Annotated in this window: 22 protein-coding genes and 1 tRNA gene; 14 read left to right on the top strand and 9 right to left on the bottom strand. The window is 73.0% G+C overall.

Annotation, left to right across the window (positions count from 1 at the left end):
- Positions 1–32 precede the first annotated feature (32 nt).
- Complete coding sequence (locus tag ABZ261_RS06240; RefSeq protein WP_356855833.1) at positions 33–257, bottom strand: zinc ribbon domain-containing protein; 225 nt, start codon at positions 255–257, stop codon at positions 33–35.
- A 211-nt stretch (positions 258–468) separates the two neighbouring features.
- On the opposite strand from ABZ261_RS06240, the gene ABZ261_RS06235 reads away from it, so the two are divergent.
- The 3 genes from ABZ261_RS06235 (at position 469) to ABZ261_RS06225 (ending at position 5,297) form a co-directional block, all read left to right on the top strand.
- Entirely contained in the window at positions 469–2,667 is a 2,199-nt protein-coding gene (locus ABZ261_RS06235) for a transglycosylase domain-containing protein (RefSeq protein WP_356856148.1), read from the top strand.
- A gap of 43 nt (positions 2,668–2,710) precedes the next feature.
- A complete protein-coding gene (locus ABZ261_RS06230) occupies positions 2,711–4,006 on the top strand; it encodes a hypothetical protein (protein WP_356855831.1) in 1,296 nt (431 codons plus the stop codon).
- A 187-nt stretch (positions 4,007–4,193) separates the two neighbouring features.
- Positions 4,194–5,297: an amidase domain-containing protein gene (locus ABZ261_RS06225; protein WP_356856146.1), complete on the top strand. Its 1,104-nt coding sequence runs from the start codon at positions 4,194–4,196 to the stop codon at positions 5,295–5,297.
- On the opposite strand, the gene ABZ261_RS06220 is transcribed toward ABZ261_RS06225, so the two are convergent.
- Together ABZ261_RS06220 and ABZ261_RS06215 are read right to left on the bottom strand one after the other, a co-directional pair.
- Positions 5,285–5,878, bottom strand: a complete 594-nt coding sequence (locus ABZ261_RS06220; protein ID WP_356855829.1) for a DUF4383 domain-containing protein — start codon at positions 5,876–5,878, stop codon at positions 5,285–5,287. The genes ABZ261_RS06225 and ABZ261_RS06220 overlap by 13 nt on opposite strands.
- 89 nt (positions 5,879–5,967) lie before the next feature.
- Positions 5,968–7,374, bottom strand: coding sequence for a hypothetical protein (locus tag ABZ261_RS06215; RefSeq protein WP_356855827.1), 1,407 nt, complete (start codon positions 7,372–7,374; stop codon positions 5,968–5,970).
- Positions 7,375–7,633: 259 nt separating this feature from the next.
- Here ABZ261_RS06215 and ABZ261_RS06210 point away from each other — a divergent pair.
- Positions 7,634–7,705 (top strand) — tRNA-Val (locus tag ABZ261_RS06210).
- A gap of 59 nt (positions 7,706–7,764) precedes the next feature.
- Here ABZ261_RS06210 and ABZ261_RS06205 read toward each other — a convergent pair.
- Positions 7,765–8,109, bottom strand: coding sequence for a hypothetical protein (locus tag ABZ261_RS06205; RefSeq protein ID WP_356855825.1), 345 nt, complete (start codon positions 8,107–8,109; stop codon positions 7,765–7,767).
- Positions 8,110–8,179: 70 nt separating this feature from the next.
- Here ABZ261_RS06205 and ABZ261_RS06200 point away from each other — a divergent pair, with 70 nt between their 5' ends.
- The 3 genes from ABZ261_RS06200 (at position 8,180) to ABZ261_RS06190 (ending at position 9,935) form a co-directional block, all read left to right on the top strand.
- Positions 8,180–8,410 (top strand): DUF2277 domain-containing protein, encoded by a 231-nt coding sequence (locus ABZ261_RS06200; protein WP_356855823.1) that lies wholly within the window; start codon positions 8,180–8,182, stop codon positions 8,408–8,410.
- A gap of 332 nt (positions 8,411–8,742) precedes the next feature.
- On the top strand, positions 8,743–9,186 hold the full coding sequence (locus ABZ261_RS06195; protein WP_356855821.1) for a DoxX family protein: 444 nt from the start codon (positions 8,743–8,745) through the stop codon (positions 9,184–9,186).
- Positions 9,187–9,320: 134 nt separating this feature from the next.
- The gene (locus ABZ261_RS06190) at positions 9,321–9,935 is read left to right on the top strand and encodes a VTT domain-containing protein (RefSeq protein WP_356855819.1); all 615 of its coding nucleotides are present in this window, start codon (positions 9,321–9,323) and stop codon (positions 9,933–9,935) included.
- 48 nt (positions 9,936–9,983) lie between these two features.
- Here the strand turns inward: ABZ261_RS06190 and ABZ261_RS06185 are convergent, their stop codons facing one another.
- Entirely contained in the window at positions 9,984–10,628 is a 645-nt protein-coding gene (locus tag ABZ261_RS06185; protein WP_356855817.1) for an HNH endonuclease family protein, read from the bottom strand.
- A gap of 386 nt (positions 10,629–11,014) precedes the next feature.
- On the opposite strand from ABZ261_RS06185, the gene ABZ261_RS06180 reads away from it, so the two are divergent.
- From ABZ261_RS06180 to ABZ261_RS06170, 3 genes are all read left to right on the top strand, one after another.
- The gene (locus ABZ261_RS06180) at positions 11,015–11,596 is read left to right on the top strand and encodes a TMEM165/GDT1 family protein (RefSeq protein ID WP_356855815.1); all 582 of its coding nucleotides are present in this window, start codon (positions 11,015–11,017) and stop codon (positions 11,594–11,596) included.
- Between the two features lie 157 nt (positions 11,597–11,753).
- Entirely contained in the window at positions 11,754–12,422 is a 669-nt protein-coding gene (locus tag ABZ261_RS06175) for an HAD-IA family hydrolase (protein ID WP_356855813.1), read from the top strand.
- 325 nt (positions 12,423–12,747) lie between these two features.
- Positions 12,748–14,787: an MFS transporter gene (locus ABZ261_RS06170; protein WP_356855811.1), complete on the top strand. Its 2,040-nt coding sequence runs from the start codon at positions 12,748–12,750 to the stop codon at positions 14,785–14,787.
- Here the strand turns inward: ABZ261_RS06170 and ABZ261_RS06165 are convergent.
- Positions 14,780–15,289, bottom strand: coding sequence for a GNAT family N-acetyltransferase (locus ABZ261_RS06165; RefSeq protein WP_356855809.1), 510 nt, complete (start codon positions 15,287–15,289; stop codon positions 14,780–14,782). The genes ABZ261_RS06170 and ABZ261_RS06165 overlap by 8 nt on opposite strands.
- 129 nt (positions 15,290–15,418) lie before the next feature.
- On the opposite strand from ABZ261_RS06165, the gene ABZ261_RS06160 reads away from it, so the two are divergent.
- Together ABZ261_RS06160 and ABZ261_RS06155 are read left to right on the top strand one after the other, a co-directional pair.
- Positions 15,419–16,072 (top strand): hypothetical protein, encoded by a 654-nt coding sequence (locus tag ABZ261_RS06160; RefSeq protein ID WP_356855807.1) that lies wholly within the window; start codon positions 15,419–15,421, stop codon positions 16,070–16,072.
- Positions 16,073–16,077: 5 nt separating this feature from the next.
- The gene (locus ABZ261_RS06155; RefSeq protein WP_356855805.1) at positions 16,078–16,842 is read left to right on the top strand and encodes a hypothetical protein; all 765 of its coding nucleotides are present in this window, start codon (positions 16,078–16,080) and stop codon (positions 16,840–16,842) included.
- On the opposite strand, the gene ABZ261_RS06150 is transcribed toward ABZ261_RS06155, so the two are convergent.
- Positions 16,831–17,265, bottom strand: a complete 435-nt coding sequence (locus ABZ261_RS06150) for a DUF1992 domain-containing protein (RefSeq protein WP_356855803.1) — start codon at positions 17,263–17,265, stop codon at positions 16,831–16,833. The two genes, ABZ261_RS06155 and ABZ261_RS06150, sit on opposite strands and share 12 nt — an antisense overlap.
- Before the next feature lie 100 nt (positions 17,266–17,365).
- Between ABZ261_RS06150 and ABZ261_RS06145 the strand changes: the two genes are divergently transcribed.
- Positions 17,366–17,758, top strand: coding sequence for a hypothetical protein (locus tag ABZ261_RS06145; protein ID WP_356855801.1), 393 nt, complete (start codon positions 17,366–17,368; stop codon positions 17,756–17,758).
- A gap of 15 nt (positions 17,759–17,773) precedes the next feature.
- On the opposite strand, the gene ABZ261_RS06140 is transcribed toward ABZ261_RS06145, so the two are convergent.
- Complete coding sequence (locus tag ABZ261_RS06140) at positions 17,774–18,445, bottom strand: O-methyltransferase (RefSeq protein ID WP_356855799.1); 672 nt, start codon at positions 18,443–18,445, stop codon at positions 17,774–17,776.
- A 234-nt stretch (positions 18,446–18,679) separates the two neighbouring features.
- Positions 18,680–20,083 (bottom strand): glycine betaine/L-proline transporter ProP, encoded by a 1,404-nt coding sequence (proP, locus tag ABZ261_RS06135; RefSeq protein ID WP_356855797.1) that lies wholly within the window; start codon positions 20,081–20,083, stop codon positions 18,680–18,682.
- 393 nt (positions 20,084–20,476) lie between these two features.
- On the opposite strand from proP, the gene ABZ261_RS06130 reads away from it, so the two are divergent.
- Positions 20,477–22,510, top strand: coding sequence for a bifunctional glycosyltransferase 87/phosphatase PAP2 family protein (locus tag ABZ261_RS06130; RefSeq protein ID WP_356855795.1), 2,034 nt, complete (start codon positions 20,477–20,479; stop codon positions 22,508–22,510).
- The last annotated feature ends 57 nt before the right edge of the window (positions 22,511–22,567 follow it).

The following is a 22,567-nucleotide window of genomic DNA, read 5'->3' as shown; positions in this document are numbered from 1 at the left end:
GCGGGCGTTCCGCGGGCCGCTGCGGCGTCCGCTCAGCCGCAGCACCCTCCGCCGCAGCACCCCCCGCCCCCGCCGGCCCGGGGGGCCGGGGCCGGCGCGGAAGTGTGAGAAATGCCGCCCACGGAGACCGTCGACAACAGCTTGACCGTGTCGTCGTGGCCCGCGGGGCAGCTGGCGGGAGCGGCGGACTGCGCCATCGGACGGTTCATTTCGAAGGTGTCGCCGCAGGTCCGGCAGCGGTACTCGTAGCGAGGCATGGCCCCAGGTTAGTCGTCGAGCCCCGAGCGTCGGCGTCGTGAAGTTCGATGAGTGTTGCTTTGCATCCGGCGTATGTGCGGGGCATTCGAAAACGTTACTGATAATTTGTGAACGCCGTGGCGAGGATGCTCAGCTCAACCCGCGCGAGCAAGACCGAGTGCGGAGGGAGACGCAGGCGTGACCAATGCGTCGCAGGGGGAGGACGGCCCCATGGGCGGTGGCCGTGGCGAGAAGCCGGTGGACGCCGACGAGACCCTGCATCTGAGGGTGGACGCCCTGAGGGCGGACGAGACGATGCAGTTGCGCGTCGCCCCGCCGCCCAAGCCGTCCGCTCCGGACGGCGGCCGGGCGGAGCGCCGGCGCAGCGCGCGCTCCTCGGGGCGCACCACCGCGCTGTCCGGCGGGCGTGAGCGGGTCGCCGCGGCGGTCGGCCGCGCCTTCGCCCCCCTGGCCCCCTACGCGCGCCGTGCGGCCCCCTACGCGCGCCGCCTGAAGCCGGTCTACCCGCGCCCGGGGCGGACCGGCTGGCGCCGCTGGATACCCTCCTGGCGCCAGTGGGCCGGCGCCACCCTGGCCTCGTTCGGACTGCTCGGCGCGTTCCTCGTCACCGCGTACGCGATGACGGACATACCGAACAACCTGAACTCGTACGCGACCCAGCAGGACAACGTCTACTTCTGGTCCGACGGCACGCCGATGGCCCGCACCGGCTGGGTGCAGCGGCAGGCGATGCCCCTGGAGGACATACCCGAGGACGTCCGCTGGGCGGTGCTCGCGGCGGAGAACGAGAGCTTCTACTCGGACCCGGGCATATCCGCCAAGGGCATCACGCGGGCCGTGTTCCGCACGCTCGGCCAGGGGGACACCGAGGGCGGATCGACCATCACCCAGCAGTACGTCAAGAACGTCTACCTGACGCAGAACCAGACGATCAGCCGTAAATTCACCGAGGCGATGATCGCCCTCAAGCTCGACAACAAGATGAGCAAGGACCAGATCCTGGAGGGCTACCTCAACACCAGCTGGTTCGGCCGCGGCACCTACGGCATCCAGCGCGCCGCCCAGGCCTACTACGGCAAGGACGTCGACAAGCTCAACGCCTCCGAAGCGGCCATGCTCGCCGCCCTGCTCAAGGGCGCCGGCCTGTACGACCCGACGCTCAGCAAGGCCAACCACGCGCGCGCCGTCGAGCGCTGGTCCTGGACCCTGGACCGCATGGTCGAGATCGGGAAGCTGTCGCAGCGGGAACGGGCGACCTACAAGAAGTTCCCGGAGCCGCTGAAGAGCAACCCGCTGTACGACACCGGCGAGCAGAGCGACTACCTGGTGGAGCTGGCGTCCCAGTACGCCAAGAAGGCCGGGCACCTCACGGACAAGCAGTTCGACCTCGGCGGTTACCAGATCTACACGACGTTCGACCGCAAGCGGGAGCGGGCCCTCACCGACGCCGTCGCCCGGGCCCGCAAGGAGGCCCGCGAGGACAACCCCGAGGCGGCGAAGAACGGGCACTACGGCGCCGCCTCGGTCGCCGCGGACGGACGGATCCTCGCCGTCTACGGCGGCCCGGACCACCGCAAGCAGGGCTACAACGAGTCCAACGCCACCACCGTCCCGGCCGGCACCGCGTTCACGCCGTTCGTCTACGCCGCCGGACTGGAGCACGGCGTCCGCAAGACCCGCAGCGGCCCCGCCACCCCCGTCACCCCGCAGAGCGTCTACGACGGCGACGACGGCGTGCCCGTCACCACGCCCGAGGGCCCGTACTGGGACCGCAGCGGCAAGAAGGTCGCCGCGCACAACGACGGCGGGAAGTCGTACGGGCGGATCACCCTGCACGAGGCGATGGCCCGGTCGGTGAACACCCCGTTCATGCAGCTCGGCATGGACACCGGCCTGGACATGGTGCGCCGGACCGCCGTGGACTCCGGGCTGCTCGCCTCCAGCATCGGCCCGCGGGTGCCCGCGCTGTCGATGGGCAACTCCACCCCCAGCGCCATCCGGATGGCCAGCGGATACGCCACCTTCGCGGCCGGCGGCACGCACACCGAGCCGTACTCGGTGCGCCGCATCACCCGCAACGGCGCCCCGATCGCCCTGACCACCCCGCACCCGCGGCGCGCGGTCGGCGGCAAGGTGGCCGAGGAGGTCACCGCGGCGCTCACCGACTCCTTCCGCACCGCCCACCCCGAGGCGGCGGCCGGCCGGACCCGGGTCGCGGGGAAGGCCGGCACCACCGACAAGGACACCGCCGCCTGGTACGTCGGCACGGCCGACTCGGTGTCCACCGCGATCGTCGTCTACCGGATCGACCTGTCCAAGTCCCTGGAGCCCCTGCCGCTCGAGGGACTGGCCGGTACGGCCCACAGCGTCCCGTACGACCTATGGTCCGCCGCGACGGGCCTCGGCTGAGCCGAGACCCGCCCGCCTTCCCCTTCCCCAGAATGAGCCGCGCATGCCCCGCAATACTTCGTCGACAGGCCGCCGCCGAGCCCCTCGCCGCCGCAGCGCACCCCGTGCCACGCGGCCGCAGGTCCTGACGCTGGCCGCCCTCCTCGTCGTGGCCTCGCTGGTGGCCGGGTTCCTGGCGCTGTCCGGCGGCGGCGACGACGGCACGCCGACGGCCTCCGCCGGCAAGAAGCCCAAGGCCGGGCCCAAGGCCACCCCGACCGCGCGGTGGGACGGCAGGACCAGGGTCATCGGCGACGGGTCCACCTCCTACACCGGGCCGCAGAAGGGGCAGTTGAAGGCGGTTCCGCTGAAGCCGGGGGAGAAGCCGCCCCAGTTCGTCGTCTTCTCCTGGGACGGCGCGCTGGAGGGCAGCGACCACCTGTTCTCGCACTACCGGGAGCTGGCCAAGGAGTACGACGCCCACATGACCTTCTTCCTCACGGGCATCTACCTGCTGCCCAAGAGCAAGAAGGCGCTCTACCACGGCCCCATGCACTCGCCCGGCGACGCCGCGATCGACTACGCCACCGACGACCACATCCGCACCACGCTGGAGCAGCTGAGCAAGGCGTACCAGGACGGCAACGAGATCGGCACCCACTTCAACGGCCACTTCTGCGGCGCCAAGGGCGGCGGCGACTGGAGCGTCGAGGAGTGGAAGAGCGAGATCGACCAGTTCTACTCGTTCGTGCGGCGCTGGAAGACCAACACCGGTTTCACCGATGTCCCCGCGCTGCCCTTCGACGTCAAGAAGGAGGTCGTCGGCGGCCGGGCGCCCTGCCTGGAGGGCCAGAAGAACCTGCTGGAGGCCGTCAAGGACTACGGCTGGCGCTACGACGCCAGTTCGCCGGGCGACTTCCAGATATGGCCGTCGAAAAAGAACGGCGTGTGGGACTTCCCGCTGCAGATGCTCCCGTACGAGAGCGGCAAGTACCAGGGCCTGTCCATGGACTTCAACTTCCTCTACAACCAGTCCCAGGGCGAGACCCACGGCGACCCGGCCAAGTACCCCGAGTGGGAGCAGCAGACCGTCGACTCCTACATGGCCGGTTTCAACCGCGTGTACTACGGCAGCCGGGCGCCGCTGTTCGTCGGCAACCACTTCGAGGACTGGAACGGCGGCATCTACATGAAGGCCATCGACCAGGTGGTCAAGAACGTCTGCACCAAGAAGGGCGTCAAGTGCGTCTCCTTCAAGGAGCTCGCCGACTGGCTCGACGCGCAGAAGCCGCAGACCCTGGCGGCGCTGCGCACCCTCGACCCCGCCCAGTCGCCGGACTGGTCCGCGGTCGTCAAGTGACGGAAACGGGCGAGGGGTTCCACTTGTGCGACCCCCTTCACAACCGACGCCCCGGCCGTGGCAAGATGCCCCTCGCCCGGTAGGTGTACCGGCGTAGAGGGGAACATCATTGAAATCTAGAAGACTGAGCCGTGGGCGGCGCCGTACGGCCATAGTCACCGCCGCCGCCGCCTCGGTGGTCGCCGGTGTGGCCCTGGTGCCCAACTGGAGCGCGGGCGCGGCGGTGACCGACGACCCGACGGTGGACGCGGCCACCAAGGCGACCTTCCAGCGACTGGCCGACGCGGTCTTCACCGACCGCACCCAGGCCCTCGTGGACGGCGCCGGGAAGGCGGACACCCGCCACGCGTCCGGTTTCTCGGGGTCCGTGCGCCTGTCCGGCGGGCAGACGCGCCAGCAGAGGTCCGCACTGGACGAGCTGCGCGACCGGCGCGGACGCCTGGCCCGGCTGGGCGAGACGTACCGCGCGGGCAGCACGAAGGTCACGCTCGACGCGACCCGTGTGAAGGGCCGGCACGCCAAGGTCGCCGTCACCGAGACCACGACGCTGACCTACGAGAAGGCCACCGCCAGGACCCCGAAGTCCACCGGCTTCCAGGCGCACCACGAGCTGACCTTCAAGGCCGACCGCCACGGCACCTGGCAGCTCACCGGCATCCGGGACACCGACGACGGCTACCTCGCGGTGAACCAGGTCGCCAGGCCGCAGGTCGCCCAGGTGAAGACCGCCGGCGAGGACGACGGCCCGCCGAGCGCGGCCCGCGCGGCCACCACCTGGCCCGCACCGGCCAACGCGAAGAACTTCTCCGCGAGCGGCTACGACTACAAGGCCATGGCGGCGTACGCGGCCAAGTACTGGAACACCTACAACCCCGCCTACCCGGACTTCAACGGGCAGGGCGCCGGCGGCGACTGCACCAACTTCGTCAGCCAGGCCCTGAAGGCGGGCGGCTGGAAGCACGTCCCGGGGTACACGAACGACTTCCACAAGTGGTTCGGCAACTCCGAGATCCAGTCGGACTCGTTCGTCGGGGTCAACGAGTTCTCCTGGTTCGCCCTGTCCTCGAAGCGGGCCACCAGCCTCGCCAACGTCTACCAGATGGACATCGGCGACGTGCTGCAGATGGACTTCAACCGGGACGGCTCCAAGGATCACTCGATGATCGTCACGAACCGTGACCGCCGTGGGGTGCCGTACGTGTCGTACCACTCCACCAACACCTACAACCGGTCGGTGGCCAGCCTCGTCGCCTCCTACCCGACCGCGGCGTTCTACGCCTACAGGACCTGACCCGGGTCCGGCTGCGGGACCTTCCGCCGCTGCCCTTCCCGCTCGTGCGGCTCCTGCTGCTCGTGCGGGGAGGGCTCCGGGTGGCGGGCCCGCCAGTACGGGTTGTCGTGCGGCAGGGAGGAGCCGACCCGGCCGTACATGCCGAAGGTCATCAGCAGCAGCCCCACGACGAAGCTGAAGAACACGTTCTGGATCTTGAACGCCAGGAAGTTGGCGCCGGTGTCCAGCAGGCCGAGGAACAGGAAGCCGTTCAGCAGGAACAGCACGCCGAGGATCATGTTCAGGGTCGAGGCCGCGTTCCCGCCGATCACCATCCCGACCAGCAGCAGCGCACCGATGCAGATCGACAGCACACTGAGCGCGCCGTTGGTGTTCAGCCCGGCGACCGTGTCACCGCCGGTGTTGAAGTAGCCGATGTGGTCGATCAGGCCCAGGACGCCGAAGACGACGAGGAACAGACCGATCAGGCCCGCGCCGATCCGGTAGACCCTGTTCAGCCGGTGATCGACGGGCAGGTGGTCGTCCAGCTGCGTCCGCCGCCGTTCCCCGGCCTTCCTCGTGGGCAGTGCGTGTGCGGCCATGTCCGCCTCCTAGGGCGCTAGCGGAGGCCAAGCGTCCACTTCAATATCCGCCTGCCCCGCCCCACCCGGCAACACGCGCGGCCCGCGGCTCAGTGCCCGGTGCCGCGCTCCTCGCGGATCTGCGCCACCACCCGGGCCGCGGCCCGCCGCACCGCCTCCGTCTCGGCCAGGAAGTGCCAGTAGTCCGGGTGCCGCCCCTCCAGCGTGCCGACCGCCCGCTCCAGCCGGGCCACCGCGTCGTCCAGCGGCCGGGCGTGCCGCGGGTCCGGGGTGGTACGGCCCGTCATGGCCAGCCGCTGGGCGTCCCGGATCGCGAACCGGGTCCGCTCGATCTCCGCCCGAGGGTCCTTCTGCACGGCGTTCAGCCTGGTCAGCCGGTCACCGGCGGCGGAGACGGCGTCGTCGGTGGCGTTCAGCAGGGCCCGTACCGTCGACAGCAGCGCGGTGGCGTCCGGCCAGCGCTGGGCGTCCCGCGCCGCCTGCGCCTCGCGGAGCTTCAGCTCGGCCTGCCGCACGTTCTCCGCGGCCAGTTCGGGCACGTGCTGCAGGTCCTGCCAGCAGGCGGCGGCGAACCGGCGCCGCAGCTCGCTCAGCACCGGCTCCACCTGCCCGGCACGCGTGGTCAGCGCCTGCGCCCTGGTCCGCAGCGACACCAGCCGGTGGTCGATCTCGGCCGCCTGCTCCGGCAGTCGCTCCGCCTCCGCCCGGATCGCCCCGGCCTCCCGCTGCACCCGCTCGGCCCGCTCCAGCGTCTGCTGCACCCCGTGCTGCGCCGCGCCCTGGTTGAGCTTGGTCAGCTCCGGGGACAGCGCCGCCAGCCGCGCGGCCGGGCCGTCGGCCCGCAGCCCCTTCTCCCGTGCGGCGTCCAGGGCGTTGCTCGCGGCCAGCAGCGACTGCCGGGCCCGCTCCACGGCCGGCGCCAGCCGGGCCAGCTGGGTCTCCGCCTTGCCCAGCAGCGGCCCGAGCGACGCGGCGAACCGTTCCAGCTCCTGCCGGACCCGCACCAGCTCGTCCCTGGCCGCGGTCAGCTCGGTGCGCGCACGGGCGGCGACGGAGGCCTCCAGGCCGTCCCGGTCCAGGTCATGGGCGTCGACCGCCTCGATGTACTGCCGGCTCACCTCGTCGATCCGGTGGCCGAGCGCCTCGAAGCCGGCGACGGAACGCCGGGCGGCGGGGGAGTCGTCCACCGCCGCGATGGTCTCGATCGAGATCCGCAGGTCCCGCTGCGCGGTGTCGAGTTCGTAGAACGCGGCCGCCGCGGCGTCCTTGGCGGCCTGCGCCTCGGCCCGCTGGCTCTCCGCACGCCCGCCGAACCAGCGCCGCGTGCCGCCCCCGGCGAACGCGGCGGGCAGCGCGAGCGCGGCCAGCACGGGCAGGCCCATCAGGGCGAGGGCGTCGCGCAGGGCGCCCCGCAGCCGGGGAGGCCCGCTCCGGACCCGTGGGCGGGACGGCGGCGGGTACGGCCGCGTCGCTGGCGTGCCCGGTGTCGCCGTCACATCCCTCTCCCGCGCTGTGGTTCGCCCTGGGTGGTGTCATTCTCCCACCCGTCGAGGACGAACACACGGGCCGATCAGTTCGCGGTGCACGCCGTGTCCTCCCGGTTCGCCGCACGCCGGCGCCGGCGGGAGCGCCGGCGAGCCGGCCCGAGCGGTGCCGCGGACGGAAGCGGAACCGGACGTGAGAGGTCTTCCCAAAGGGGCCCGGTGTCCGGTTTCGGCGCGGCCGTCCGGGCCATGTAGGCTGTCGTGCTGTCCCGGGTGCGTAGCTCAGGGGTAGAGCGCCTGCCTTACAAGCAGGATGTCGGCGGTTCGAAACCGTCCGCGCCCACCGGCCGGCCCCTCGGAGCAGTCTCCGGGGGGCCGTTGCGCTGCCCGGCCCCGGCCGCCCTACTCCTGCCCCTGCGCCGGCTCCTCGCGGGCGTGCTTCAGCCGGGTGCGGGCGTCCACCCGGTCCGCCACGGCGACCTCGTCCCAGAAGCGGTGGGTGCTGACGAAGACCGCGAGCTCGTGCTCGCGCCGCCGCAGCTTCTCCACCTCGGCCTGCTCGTCCGCCGTCCAGCCGGGGGACGCGGGCCGCTCCACCTTGCGCCAGCCGGTGTCGTCGCTGAAGCCGTCCATCGGCTCGACCGACCAGGGCAGCCGCTTGAGCAGGGCCGACAGCTCGGCCCGGACCTGATGCAGCTCCTCCTGACCGGCGAGGAGGTCACTGGGGAATTCATAGGTCGTTGCCACACGACAATGCTACGCCTGTTCGATTTCGTGTGGCGATGTCGAACGTGAGGTTTCCGACGAGACTGGGGGCATGTGCCGGAGCATCAAGACCCTGCGTCCGCCCGCCCTGCCCGGTGAGGCCACGGACGAGGACATCCACGCCGCCGCGTTGCAGTACGTACGGAAGGTGTCGGGGTTCCGGGCCCCCGCCGCCCACAACCGCGAGGCCTTCGACCGGGCGGTGGACGCCGTGGCCCGGGCCACCGCGGACCTGCTCGGCGGGCTGGAGGTGCGCGGCCGGTCCGCACGCGGCGCCGGCTGACGGCGGACGGGCCGCAGCGGCGGGCGACCGGAGCGGGACGGCCGTCCGGGCGCGCCTTCGGCGCACGGCCGACGAGACGCCCGTGCCGGCTGAGGGCCCGTCAAGGCCCATTCCGGGCGAACCACTTCCGGTTGCGCACGCGGGAGCGGAGCGGTGACCACGGCGCAGGCCGCAAGCGGAACGGCAAGCGGAAGCGGGACGATGGCTAGATGTTGAACTTGCAAGCATCGCTTAGGCGTGCCTAACCTGGGACTCACTCCCGTCCCCCGTCCCCGCGACCGGTCTGCCCGGCCCCCGGCAGGCGCGACCGGCGCCGAACGAGGAGAAGTCCCGTGTCCACTCGTCTCGATTCCGCCCAGCCCTACGTGATCGCGCTCTTCCGCGTCGTCGTCGGCCTGCTCTTCGCCGCGCACGGCGCCGCGTCCCTCTTCGGCGTCCTCGGCGGCGCCGCCGGCACCGACGGCGGCACGGTCGGCGCCGGCGCCTGGCCCGGCTGGTACGCGGCCGTGATCCAGCTGGTCTCCGGCGGCCTGGTGCTGCTCGGCCTCGGCACCCGCGGCGCCGCCCTGATCGCCTCGGGCTCGATGGCGTTCGCCTACTTCGACGTCCACCAGCAGGCCGCGCTGTGGCCGATCCAGAACGGCGGCGAGCCGGCGGCCCTGTTCTGCTGGGTGTTCTTCCTGCTGGTCTTCACCGGCCCCGGCGCCTTCAGCCTCGACCGGGTCCTCGCCCGGCGTGCGGCGGCGGGCGGCGAGCCCACTCCGCTCGCCGCCTGAGCCGCCCGGCGGTGTCCGGCACGGCGCCCGTTCGTGAACAACCTGTGATCATCCCGGGCGCCCCTGGCGAACCTCCTGTCACACCCCAGGCGTACGCTGTATGGCTGTCAAACGGGGGAGTGACGGGAGTCGTCGTGTTCGAGAGCGTGGGGTCGCTGGCGGCCGGACCATGGATCTACGCCGTGGTGGCCCTGTCCGTATTGCTTGACGTGTTCCTGCCGGTCCTGCCGAGCGGTGTGCTCGTCATCACGGCGGGCACCGCGGCGGCGGCCGGTACCGGGGCGGCGGCGGGCCGGGTCCCGCACGACGTGCCGGACATCCTGGCCCTGATCCTGTCCGCGGCGACCGCCTCGCTCCTCGGCGACCTCGTCGCCTACCGCCTCGCCTGGCGGGGCGGGGAGCGCCTGGACCGCGCGATAGCCCGCTCCCGGCGGCTCACCAGCGCGCAGGAACGTCTCGGCGACGCGCTGGCCCGGGGCGGCGGCGCGCTGGTCGTGCTCGCGCGCTTCGCCCCGGCCGGCCGCTCGGCCGTCTCCTTCTGCGCGGGCGCGGCCCACCGCCGCGCCCGCGACTTCCTTCCCTGGTCGGCCCTGGCGGGCCTGTCCTGGGCGGCGTACAGCGTGGCCCTCGGCTACTACGGCGCCCAGTGGCTGGGCGCGACCTGGCTGGCCGCCGGCGTGTCGGTGGCCGCCCTGTTCGGGGCCGGGGCCGCGGCCGGGTTCCTGGTGCGCCGCGGCCGCGCCTCCTGACGCGCCGGGCGCCCCGGCCGGCCCGGCCGGAACGCCCGGCGCGCCGGTTCAGCAGCTCGCCAGCCGGTTCGTCAGCGCGTTCTTCTCGGCCGAGTCGACCGAGAGGTCGTAGTAGTACTTCACCTGGACCCAGGCACGGACGTACGTGCAGACGTACCCGGACTGCGACGGCACCCAGGTGGCCGGGTCCTGGTCGCCCTTGGCCTGGTTGACGTCGTCGGTGACGGCGATCAGCTGGGGCCGGGTCAGGTCGTTGGCGAAGGCCTGCCGCTGGGCGGTGGTCCACTTGCTCGCGCCGGAGTCCCATGCCTCGGCCAGCGGGACGAGGTGGTCGATGTCGAGGTCCGACGCGGCGGTCCAGGTGGCGCCGTCGTACGGGGAGTACCAGCTGCCGCTGGTGGCGGCGCAGGAGGAGTCGGTGACGACGTTCGTGCCGTCCCGCTTGAGCACCGTCTCGCGGGTGTTGCAGGCGCCGCTGACGGTGATCCAGTGCGGGAACAGGTCGCGGTCGTAGCCGGTGCGGTTCTCGGCGGCCACGGTGAGCTGGGAGAGGTAGCCGCGGGCGGTGGCGGCGCTGACCGGTGTGGGGAGGGCGGCGGAGGCGCTCGGGGAGTTGACCAGGGCGGCGGAGGCTATGACGCCGGTGAGGGCGGCGAGTATGCTCAGCCGTCGACGCGCGTAGAACGTGGGCATGCGTGAACTCCGTTGCGGGGTAAGGGTGTTGAGCGCGAGCGAGGGAATGCTCGCGGGGCAGTGTTGCCGTGAGGTGAGCGCCCGGTAGCAAGGTAGTGACGTGGGCATGTCACGACAAGGTGCGGGGCGCAACTTTCACATCCCGTACGATGGGGAGCGCAGAAGGGGAGTAGCTCTTCGCCGGACCGTCGACACACTGCTCAGCGAGCCTGAGCCGGCGCCCGGAGGCGGACCGCCTCGTTCCATCGGGGTCCGCCAGCGAGACCTTCGGCAAGCAGTGCACGTCCGCGTCTCCCGGCGCGGACGCCGAACGCGCTGCCGTGCCGAGGTGTCATCGCGCGACGTACCGCACTCTCGGCGGGGCAGCCCCGACCGATCGAGGACCCTTGATCAGCATCACCGTGACGGCACTCGTCTTCGGCGTCGTCTTCCTCGCCGAACTGCCGGACAAGACCGCGCTCGCCGGCCTCGTCCTCGGCACCCGCTACCGCGCCTCGTACGTCTTCGCGGGCGTCGCCGCCGCCTTCCTGCTGCACGTCGTGCTCGCCGTCGCCGCGGGCAGTGTGCTCACCCTGCTGCCGCGGCAGATCGTGCACGCCCTCACCGGCGTCCTCTTCCTCGGCGGCGCCGCGATGCTGCTGATGAAGAAGGACGAGGACGAGGAGGAGATCAGGAAACCCGCCGACCAGTCCTTCTGGAAGGTGGCCGGGACCGGCTTCATGCTCATCCTCGTGGCCGAGTTCGGCGATCTCACGCAGATCATGACCGCCAACCTCGCCGCCCGCTACGACGACCCGGTCTCCGTCGGCCTGGGTGCGGTGCTCGCCCTGTGGGCCGTCGCCGGGCTCGGCATCGTCGGCGGGAAAGCGCTGATGAAGCGGGTGCCGCTGCGGCTGATCACGCAGGTCGCGGCGCTGCTGATGCTGGCGCTCGGGGTGTGGAGCCTGTGGGAGGCCGTGACCGGCTGAGCTGAACGCGGGGTGAACGTCCGCGGGGGTGGTGGCGGGATCGGGGGCAGGTTTTGTACCGTGGAGGAACAAAGTGGCTCCCGCCCGTTTTCCCTGACCGGCGGGCGGGGCCGCCTTGTCCCTCCCCACCGGGGTCTTTCCGTTCCTGGAGCTGCCGATGCCGGCCACCACCACGCCCACCGTCCTCACCGCCCGCGCCCTCCTGCTCGACATGGACGGCACCCTCGTCAACTCCGACGCCGTGGTCGAGCGCATCTGGCGGCGCTGGGCCGACCGGCACGGGCTGGACGGCGACGAGGTGATGAAGGTCGTGCACGGCCGGCAGGGCCACGCCTCCATGGCCCTGCTGCTGCCCGGCCGGCCCCTGGAGCAGAACCTCGCCGACAACGCCCGCATGCTCGCCGAGGAGACCGCCGACACCGACGGCGTGGTCGAGATCCCCGGCGCGAGCGCCTTCCTCGCCGCCCTGCGCGGACTCCCGCACGCCCTGGTCACCTCCGCGGACGTCGCCCTGTCCACCGCCCGCATGAACGCCGCCGGGCTGCCCCTGCCCCCGGTGCGCGTCACCGCCGAGTCGGTGGGCGCCAGCAAGCCCGACCCCGAGGGCTTCCTCAAGGGCGCCGCCGAACTGGGCGTCGACCCGGCCGACTGCATCGTCTTCGAGGACTCCGGCGCGGGCATCGCGGCGGGGCGCGCCGCGGGGATGCGGGTCGTGGGGGTCGGGCCGCGGGCCGGCTCCCACGGGCCGGACGTGGTCGTGCCCGACCTCACACGGGTACGGGTGGAGGCGCTGAGCGACGGCACCCTGCGGGTGCGCGTCCGCTGATCGGGCGGGCCGGTGCTGTGGGGATTGCCGGGTGCGGGTGCGCGTTCGCTGATCGGGCGGGTCGGTTCTGGCCGTTGCCGGGTGCGGGTGTGTCGGGGTTGAGCGCGCGGTTCCTCGCGCCCCTGGGGTGCTGATCGGGGTTGCCGGGTGCGGGTGTGGGGGTTGGGCGCGCGGTTCCTCGCGCCCCTGGGGGGCTGATCGGGGCGGTGCGGTGCCCGTGCCCCTGGAGCGCTGACAGGCTCGGGGCTGACGGTCGGCTCGACAGGCCGTGAGGGGGGACACCGATCACGATGGAAGGGGTGCACCCTAGCTCCGGGAGGTCTCCATGGCCCTGGACACGCACGGCGCGGCGAAGGACGTGAGCGGCGGCGAACACGTTCCCGGCAGCGTCCTGGTGCCGATCGGCGCCCTGCTGCTCGGCCTGCTGCTCGCCGCCCTCGACCAGACCATCGTGGCGACCGCGCTGCCGACGATCGTCAGCGACCTCGGCGGTCTCGAACACCTCTCCTGGGTGGTCACCGCCTACCTCCTGGCCTCGACCGCCGCCACCCCGCTGTGGGGCAAGCTCGGCGATCAGTACGGGCGCAAACGGCTCTTCCAGACGGCCGTCGTGATCTTCCTGATCGGCTCGGCGCTGTGCGGGGCCGCGCAGGACATGCCCCAGCTGATCGCGTTCCGGGCGGTGCAGGGACTGGGCGGCGGCGGGCTGATCGTGCTGTCCATGGCGATCGTCGGAGACCTGGTCCCCCCGCGCGAACGGGGGCGTTACCAGGGCCTGTTCGGCGCCGTGTTCGGCGCGACCAGCGTGCTCGGGCCGCTGCTCGGCGGGCTGTTCACCGAGCACCTGAGCTGGCGCTGGGTGTTCTACGTCAATCTGCCCGTCGGCGTCGTCGCGCTCGCCGTGATCGCCGCCGTCCTGCGCATCCCGCGCCGCACCGCCCGCCACGTCGTCGACTACCTGGGCACCTTCCTGATCGCCGCCGTCGCCACCTGCCTGGTGCTGGTGGCCTCGCTGGGCGGTACGACCTGGAGCTGGGCGTCGGCGCAGATCATCGGGCTGGCCGTGCTGGGCGTCGTCCTCACCGCGGCGTTCGTCGCCGTGGAGCGCCGGGCCGCCGAACCCGTCCTGCCGCTGAAGCTGTTCGGCGTCCGCACCTTCAGCCTGGCCGCCGTCATCGGCTTCATCGTCGGCTTCGCCATGTTCGGCGCGCTGACCTTCCTGCCGACCTTCCTGCAGGTCGTGCACGGCATCTCCCCGACGCTGTCCGGCGTGCACATGCTGCCGATGGTGTTCGGCCTGCTGCTGTCGTCCACGGTCTCCGGGCAGATCGTCAGCCGCACCGGCCGCTGGAAGGTGTTCCCGCTGGCCGGAACGGCCGTCACCACCCTGGGACTGCTCCTGCTGCACCGGCTCGACGAGCACAGCTCCACCGCCGCGATGAGCGCCTGCTTCTTCGTCTTCGGCCTCGGACTGGGCCTGGTCATGCAGGTGCTGGTGCTCATCGTGCAGAACGCCGTCTCCTACGCCGACCTCGGCGTCGCCACCTCCGGCGCCACCTTCTTCCGCTCCATCGGGGCCTCCTTCGGCGTGGCCGTCTTCGGCGCGGTCTTCGCCGGCGGCCTCGCCGACAAGCTCGCCGGCGCCTTCCGCGGCGTCCGTCTGCCGCCCGGCGTCACCGCCGACGCGCTGCAAGCCGACCCGCGGGGCATCGCCGCCCTGCCGCCCGCGTTGCGCCCGGCGGCCCTGCACGCCTACGCGTCCGCCATCACCGACGTCTTCCTGTACGCGGCGCCGGTCGCCGCCCTCGGCTTCCTGCTCGCCTGGTTCCTGAAGGAGGACCGGCTGCGCGGCTCGGTCACCGCGCCGGAGGCCTCCGAGACCATCGCGCCCAACCCGGTCGAGCGCTCCTCCTACGACGAGGTGTGCCGGGCCCTGTCCGTGCTCGGCTCCCGCGAGGGCCGCCGCGAGATCTACCGGAGGATCACCGAAGAGGCCGGCTACGACCTGCTGCCCGCCGCCAGCTGGCTGCTGCTGCGCGTCCACCGGTACGGCTCCGTGGAACCGGCCGTACTCGCCGAGCGGAGCCCCGTCCCCCTCCATGTGATCATGGCCGCCGCCCGTCAGGTCGAGGAACGGCGGCTCGCCGAACGCCGGGGCCTGGACCTGGTGCTGACCGACGCCGGGCGCACGGTCGCCGAACGGCTCACGACGGCCCGCGAGGAGTCCCTGGCCGAACTGCTCGGCGACTGGTGGCAGCCCGGCCGTAGCACCGACCTGACGCGACTGGTCCACGACCTCACCGGCGAACTGTGCGGCGCCGAACGCGAACGCCCGCACAACGGCACGGCAGCGAAAGTCAGTTGAGGGCCTCCACCGGCGGCAGCTCCTTGCGGAACCAGTGTTCCGCGTACGGGTCGGTGTTGTGCGGGCCGGTCTCCGTGTAGCCGAGGCGGGCGTACAGGGCGCGCGCCTCGACCAGGTCGCCGCGGGTGTCGAGGACGATCCGCCGGGCCCCGAGGGCCCGGGCGGCCTCCTCGGCGGCGGCCACGAGGAGCCCGGCCCCGCCCCGTCCGCGCAGCTCCGGGAGCAGGAACACCCGGGTCAGCTCGGCCGTGTCCGCATCCAGCAGCCGTACGCCCGCCGACCCGGCCGGCGTGCCGTCGTACCGTCCGACGAGCAGCCGCCCGCGCGGTGGCGCGAGTTCCGCACCGCTGCGGGCCGCGATCTCCCGCTCCAGCTCGTCCGGGTCGGTGCGGCGCCCCTCGTGCAGCAGGTACCAGCGGTCGCTGACCTCCGTGTAGTACGCCCGCCACAGCGCGGCGGCGGCCGGGGAGTCGTACGGCTCCGGAGCGATCGTCCACGTCATGCCGAGCATTGTCCGCAGACACCGGGCGCACTCGGCAACCGGATTGCGGGGGCCGTCGTTTGTGGCCCGGGTTACGGGTCACACGGAGGAAAAGCCGGCCAGCGGGGCCGGTCGGAGCGGAAGGCAACCATGTCCACTGGCATGATCATCGCGTTGGCCGTGATCGTGGCGGTCGTGGTCGTCGGGGCGGCCGCCCTGATCCTGCGGAACCGCGCACGGCACGGCGGGCCCGACCTGAAGCGGCGCTTCGGGCCCGAGTACGAGCGGACCGTCGCCCTGCACCACGGGGACGCCGAGGCCGCCGAACGAGAGCTGACCGAGCGGCTCGAACGCCACGGCAGCCTGCGCGAGCTGCCCCTCGACCCCGGTGAGGGGCAGCGGTACGCGGACCGCTGGGCGGCCGTACAGGAACGCTTCGTCGACTCCCCGCGGGAGGCGGTGGCCGAGGCCGACCGGCTCCTCGCGGAACTCGCCGCGGTGCGCGGCTACCCGGACGGCGGCCGGTACGAGGAGCAGCTCGCCGCGCTGTCCGTGCACCACGCCGAGCACGTCGACGGCTACCGGCGGGTGCACCGGGCGGCCCGCGCGGGTGCCGCCGGAGCGGACGGGAAGGGCGCCGGGACCGAGGAGATGCGGGCGGCGCTCCTGGAGGCCCGCGCACTCTTCGACGACCTGACCACCATCGAGCCGCGCGGGCCCCGCGCCTCCTCGGGGACGGGCCCCGCCCCCGCCCGCTCCGACAAGCCGTGGGCCCTCCACCGGAGCCGACCGAAGGAGAGCTGAACGCCATGCCGGACAGGACGAGCGACGAGCGGGACCCCACGGGACGCTCCACCCAGGGCGACGAATGGGTGCCGGGCGCCCGGACGCCGAGGGAGCCGCGGCCGGAGGAGCGGCTGCCCGGCGAGCCGGCGCCGGCTGGGAGCACGGCCGGCCCCGGTCGGGAAGGCCCGGCGGGCGACGGCCGCACGCTTCAGGACACGCCGCGCCACTCGGAGGGCCAGCGGCCCGGCGCGGAGGCCACGGGTCGGGAGACGCCCGGCGCACCGGCCGGCGACGACCGGCCGGCCCCGCACGCCGGGCCGGCGACGGGCGGCCGGGACGACGGGACCGCCGACGCGGACGGCATACGCGGAGACCGGACCCCGGGGCGGGAGGAGGGCCGGGTGCCGCCGGACGGGCCCGGCGCACCGCACGCCGGTGACGCCGGACGCGAGACCGGGACGACCGGCACCGGCGCCCACGCCCCCGGCACCGCCTCGTCCGCCGACCCGCTGCTGCCGCACGAGGAGGCCGAGCGGTGGGAGCGGCTGATGCGGGAGGTGGCCGCCGGCTTCGTGGACGAGCCCAGGAAGGCCGTCGAGGAGGCCGACCGGGCGCTGGAGGAGATCGCCGTGCGGTTCAGCGAGGCCGTGACCAGGCGGCGCCGCGCCCTGCGCGGCTCCTGGGAGGACGCCGGGGACGACGGTCTCGGCGCCGGATCGGACACCGAGCGTCTGCGGCTCGCCCTGCGCGACTACCGGGAGCTGGCCGGGCGCCTGCTACACGGCTGAGCCCGGACCGTCCCCCCCGGCGGCAGCCCTGCGCTGCCGCCGTTCGCGTACGACCGCCTCGACGTCGTACGGCTTCTTCCCCAGCGGCGGACCGGGCGGCGGCTTGAACATCATGTCGCGGATCTTGACGTTGACGTCCTCGATGATCTTCCGCGCGATCCGCTCCGAGGGCGCCGCGTACGCCGCCGCCAGCGCGTCCTCCGCCTCCTTGCGCAACGCGAGCGCGGGCGGCAGCACGGCCAGCCCCTCGCGCGCCAGCTTCCGCCTGACCCACCACAGTTCGTCGTACGTGGAGTCGACCTCCGCGGGCAGCGGCTCCCCCGCCCCCGGCAGCCGGTCGAACTCGCCGCGCTCCTGCGCGTCGCGGATCTGCTTGTCCACCCACGAGTCGAACGGCACACCCGGTGGCTTTCGCTCGGTCATGGACCCATTGTGCCGGACATGACCCCACCGGGCGTTTTATCATTCGGCGGCGGCACGGCGATCCGCCCACCGCGCCAGGACGTCCCAGGGGGAAACGCTCGTGCTCGAACTCACCATGGCCACCGTCTCCGGGGCGGACGCGGGCGCGACGGCCGGCATGACGACGGCCGAGGCGCCCAGCGAGCCCGGCGCCCTCCTGCGGGTCGGCCGTGACGCGGCCCTGTGCCGGCTGGTCACCCCCGAGGACTGGCTGTTCGTCTCCCGGGTCCACCTCGAGTTCCTGTGCGGCCCCGACGGCGCCTGGCGGCTGACCTGGCGGCGCGGCTCACAGCCCGACCCGGCGTCCGAGGTCCGGCTGATCGTGGGGGAGTACGCGCAGCCGGTCGGTTACGGAGCCACCGTGCCGCTGCCCTGCGGCCGGTCCGGCGAGATCGTCGTCCAGGACCGCACCGCGCCGCGCAGCGTGAACGTGGGCTTCTTCCACGAGGTCTGAGGCCGGGCCCGCCGCTCAGCCGAGGACGCGGGCCAGCGCGAAGCCGTCGTAGCCCTTGCCGCCGACCGTCTGGATCGCGGTGCCGCTCAGCCTCGGGTGCGTGGCGATCAGGTCGATCGCGGCGCGGGTGCCGACCACGTCCGGCTCGGTGCTGCTCGCGTCGGTCACCCGGCCGCCGCGCACCACGTTGTCGACGACGATCACGCTGCCCGCGCGGGTGAGCCGGAGCGCCCACTCCACGTAGTGGCCGTTGTTGGCCTTGTCCGCGTCGATGAACACCAGGTCGAAGGGGGCCGGGTTCTCGTCGGCGAGCTTGGGCAGCGACTCCAGCGCCGGGCCGACCCGCACCTCGGCGATCCGGTCCAGGCCCGCGCGGGCGATGTTCCGGGTGGCCACGTCGGCGTGCTTGGCGCTGTACTCCAGCGACACCAGCCTGCCGTCCTCGGGCAGGGCGCGGGCCAGCCAGATCGTGCTGTACCCGCCGAGCGTGCCGATCTCCAGGATGTTCCGGGCACCCTGGAGCTGGGCGAGCAGCTGCAGGAGCTTGCCCTGCGCGGCCGTCACGCCGATGGGCGGCAGCCCGGCGGCCTCGCTGTCCCGCAGGGCCGCCCGCAGCGCCTCGTCGTCCGGTGCGAGGTGGCTGATGAAGTAGTCGTCGACGTCGTCCCAGAGCTGCGACCCGCTCATGCGCCTGCTGCCTTTCCCGAGTGTCCTGCGACGGCCTGGCCCACCCCACCTCGATGATCCCAGCCCGACCCCCCCGACGCGCCGCCGGCATGCCCCCACCCCCAGCCCCGGCCCAGGAGTCAGGGGCGCGGGGAACCGCGCACTCAGCCGCAGGCGAGGGCCCACCCCCCAGCCCCGGCCCAGGAAGCAGGGGCGCGGGGAACCGCGCACTCAGCCCGGGCCAGGGCCCACCGTTCAGCTCCGCCCCCCGGACCCCCCGCAGCCCCCCGAAGGGAGCCCCGCACGGCAAGGCGCGGACCCCGGCAGCGGACGTCCCGCGGACTCGGCCATCCGCCAGACGGCGAACCCGCCCACCACGGCCGCGGCCATCATGTAGTACGCGGGCATCATCATGTTCCCCGTCGCCCCGATCAGCGCGGTCACGACCAGCGGGGTCGTCCCGCCGAACAGCGACACGGACACGTTGAAGCCGATGGACAGGGACCCGTAGCGGACCCGGGTCGGGAAGAGGGCGGGCAGCGCGGCCGGCATGGCGGCCGTGAAGCAGACCAGGAGCAGGCCCAGCGCCCCCATGCCCAGGGCCACGGCGGCCAGGCTGCCCTCGCGGATCAGCAGCAGCGCGGGGACGGACAGGAGCAGGAAGCCCGCGCAGCCCGCCGCGATGACCGGCCGGCGGCCCACGCGGTCGGTCAGGGCGCCCGCGAACGGCTGGACGATCATCATCAGGACCATCACGCCGAGCACCACCAGCAGACCGTGCGTCTCGTCGTACTTCAGCTCACTGGTGAGGTAGCTCGGCATGTACGACAGCAGCATGTAGTCAGTGACGTTGAATACGAGGACCAGGCCCATGCACAGCAGCAGCGGCTTCCACTGCCCGACGACCATGTCGCGCAGCGGCACCTTCGGGCGGGCGGCCTCGGCCTTCTCGACCTGGGCGGCGAACGCGGGGGTCTCCTCCAGCCGCATCCGCAGGTACAGCCCGACGACGCCCATCGGGCCCGCGATCAGGAACGGGACGCGCCAGCCCCAGGAGAGCAGGTCGTCCTCGGAGAGCAGGGCCGTCATCAGGGTGACCAGGCCCGCGCCGCCGATGTAGCCGGCGAGCGTGCCGAACTCGAGCCAGCTGCCGAAGAAGCCCCGCTTCTCGTCCGGTGCGTACTCGGCGATGAACGTGGACGCGCCCGCGTACTCGCCGCCGGTGGAGAAGCCCTGCACCAGCCGCGCGGCCAGCAGCAGCAGCGGTGCGCCGACGTCGATCGCCGCGTACGAGGGGATCAGGCCGATCGCGAACGTGCCGGCCGCCATCATGATCATCGTGAGGGCGAGGATCTTCTGCCGCCCGACGCGGTCGCCCAGCGGGCCGAAGACCAGGCCGCCGAGCGGGCGGACCAGGAAGGCGGCCGCGAAGGCGCCGAACGTCGACAGCAGCTGCGCGGTCGCGTTCCCGGACGGGAAGAAGACCTTGCCCAGGGTGACCGCGATGTAGCTGTAGACACCGAAGTCGAACCACTCCATCGCGTTGCCGAGCGCCGCCGCCTTGACGGCGCGCCTGACGAGCGCGGGGTCGATGACGGTGGCGTCGCGGGCCTGGCCGGCGCGCGCGGGACGGGGGGTGACGGCTGTGGCGGTGGCCAAAACGGGGCTCGCCTACCTTTCGACGGGGACGGGGACGGGCCCGGGCGGCGGCGGTGACGTCCGGCGGGCCGAAAATCGACCATAGGCGGAGTTCTGCACCTTACGTCCCGTACGCGGTTAGGTGCAGAGTGCAGCTGAATGCTCGATACGCAGGTACGTCTGCCCATCCGGACGCAGTCATTCCAGTTGGTCACTGTGATCCTTGTCGCGCCCCCGTCGCGCGACCGCCCACCGCCGGGACTAAGGTCTTCCGGACAAAAGGAGAACGGACGTCAGGTGAAGCAGGGCTTGCCGGCGTCCTTCTCCGGGGGTCTGCGAGCCTCAGGGGGGCGGCGCAGAGGGAACCCGGGCGCACAGGGCCGCCCGGGACGACGGGGCGGGAGGCCGACAGGCGTGGCGAACGTGGAGCACAGCGGGCGACCGGCGGAGGCCTTCGGCACGGCGGTGGTCGGAGCCCGACTGCACGCGGCCCGGCTCGCGCTGTGGGCGGTGGCGGCGGTCCTCGCCGTCCGGCAGGTGGCCGCCGTCCTGACCACCCCGAGCGGCGAACGGCTCACCGACCTGGAGACCTGGGTCGGCGCCGACGGCGTCCTGCACGTGAACGGCTCGATCTACGCGTCGACCCGGTTCACCGGCACCCCCTTCGCCGGCCTCGTCCTCAAACCGCTCACCCGTTCGGCGGAAGCCGCCCTCGGCTGGGGCTGGACCTTCGGCACCCTGCTGCTGGTCGTCGCCCTCGGCCTGGTGGCCGCCCGCGCGCTGCCCCAGCCGGTCAGCCGGCGCACCTCCCTGCTGGCCGCCCCGGTCGCCGTCAGCCTCCTGATGCTGTCCCTGCCGGTGCGCAACACCCTGTGGCTCGGCCAGACCAGCGTCATCCCGGTCCTGCTCGTCCTGCTCGGCTGCTTCGCCGTGCGCGGGGAGCGCCGGAGCGGCCTGTGCATGGGCCTGGCCGCCGCCCTCCAGCCGACCGTGCTGCTCTTCGCCCCGCTGCTGTGGTTCACCGGCCGCCGCCGGGCCGCGCTCACCACCGCCGGCGCCTTCGCCGCCGGCACCGCGCTCGCCTGGGCGGCCCTGCCGCACGACTCGTACACCTACTGGGTGCACCACATGGCCGGCGTGGGGCTCGGCGGCAAGGCCGACGCCCTCGCCAACCAGTCCCTGCACGGCGCCCTGCTGCGCCTCGGCCTGACCGGCCCTGCGGAGATCGCCCTCTTCCTGCTGCTCGGCGCCGCCGTCGCGGCCCTCGCCCTGCGCCGCGCCGTCCGCTACGCCCGCGACGGCCAGCTCCTGCTCGCCGTGGCGATCACCGGCTGCGCCGCGGTCGCCGTCTCGCCCACCGCCTGGCAGCACCAGCTGCTGTGGGTGCTGCTCGCGGTGGCCGGCCGGGTCGGCAGCCGGGCCTCGGACCGCTACGTCTGGCCGGTGGCCGTCGTCCTGGTCATGACACTGCCGGCGAAGATGATGCTGCCGAACATGCCGGTGGTGTACCCGCTGCGGGACAACCTCGTGCTGCTCGCGGCCCTCGCCGCCGCCACGGCCGTCCCCTTCCTCTCCCGCACCTCGCCGTACTACCGGGACCCGGTCCCCACCGAGTACGCCCCCCAGACCCCGGCCCGCTTCCGCCACGTCCCCCTGCTGCCGTTCCTGCGCCGGGTCCTCACCCGCCCCAACCTGCTCCTGGAACTGCTGCTGATCCGCGTCACCTACGCGGCCTACCAGCAGGTGCGCCTCGCCGCCACCGGCGGCAGCAACGCCGAGGGCCGGGGCACGGCCGAGCACCACGGCCGGCTGATCCTGGACGCCGAGCGGTTCCTCCACCTCGACATCGAGTACGCGGTCAACCACGCCGTCGTGCGGATCGGCTGGCTGCGGGACTTCTTCGACTTCTACTACGAGTCCTTCCACTTCGTCGTCCCGCTGACCGTCCTCGGCGTCCTGTACTGGCGCCGCCCCGTCGACTACCGCTGGGCCCGGGCCACCCTTGGCTTCGCCACCCTGCTCGCGCTGGTCGGCTTCTGGCTGTTCCCGCTGGCCCCGCCGCGCCTGATGCCCACGCTCGGCATCATCGACACGGTCCACGGCGTCCAGGACTTCTCCAAGCCGGACTACGGCACCCTGACGGCCCTCACCAACCAGTACGCGGCCATGCCGTCGCTGCACTTCGGCTGGTCCCTGTGGTGCGGCATCGTCATCGCCGTCATCGCCCCGAGGCCGTGGATGAAGGCCCTCGGACTGCTGCACCCCTTGTTCACCGTCTCCGCCATCGTCGCCACCGGCAACCACTGGGTGCTGGACGCGGTCGGCGGGGCGGTCGTGGTGGGCGCGGGCTTCGGGCTGTCGTACCTGTTCCAGGGGCCGCGGGCCCAGGAGGTGCGGGCGGCGGCGGACGCCGCGCGGACGCCGCACGTCACCGCCGGCCGCACCTGACCCGGCGGTCGCCTCCGCGCCCCGCGCATGCGGTCGCCTGCACGGCCAGCGCATGCG

This window comes from Streptomyces sp. NPDC006193, assembly GCF_040613915.1.
Taxonomy (GTDB): domain Bacteria; phylum Actinomycetota; class Actinomycetes; order Streptomycetales; family Streptomycetaceae; genus Streptomyces.
The sequence above is the reverse complement of the archived record's forward strand: the minus strand, read 5'-3'. Positions and strand labels throughout refer to the sequence as shown.